The sequence below is a fragment of the Acidovorax sp. GW823-FHT02H02 genome (genome assembly GCF_058797075.1).
The window spans coordinates 1-543 of the sequence record NZ_JBXAJH010000055.1; the positions used below are offsets into that span (position 1 = coordinate 1).

General features: G+C 67.4%; 1 protein-coding gene. It reads left to right on the forward strand.

From position 1 onward, the window contains the following. Window positions 1–543: Mu transposase domain-containing protein (locus tag AC1RDS_RS21010; protein WP_492227367.1), on the forward strand; the 543-nt coding region annotated here is incomplete at both ends.

Below are 543 nucleotides of genomic sequence, written 5' to 3' on the forward strand. Positions count from 1 at the left end.
TCAGCATCGCCGAGATGCTGGAGCTGGAGCAAAGCCACCTGATGCCGATGCCGGTGGCCTTTGATGGCTATGTTGAGAACCCGGCCAAGGTGAGCAGCACCTGCCTGGTGACGGTGGCGCGCAACCGCTACTCGGTGCCCTGCGAATGGGCGGGGCAAATGGTCAGCACACACCTGTACCCGGCGCAGATCGTGGTGGTGGCCGGCGATGCTATGGTGGCCACGCACGAGCGCCTGAGCGATCGCAACCAGACCCGCTACGACTGGCAGCATTACGTGCCGCTGATCGAGCGCAAGCCGGGCGCGCTGCGCAACGGCGCGCCCTTTGCAGACCTGCCCGAGCCATTGCAGCGCATGCGCAAAGGCTTGCTGCACCAGGAGGGGGGCGACAGGGTGATGGCGCAGGTACTGGCCGAGGTGCCCAAGCAAGGGCTGGACGCCGTGCTGGTGGCGGTGGAGTTGGCCCTGGAGAGTGCGCCGCCATCGGGGCGGGTGAGCACCGAGCACGTCATCAACGTGCTCGGCCGCCTGCAAGCGCAGCCCC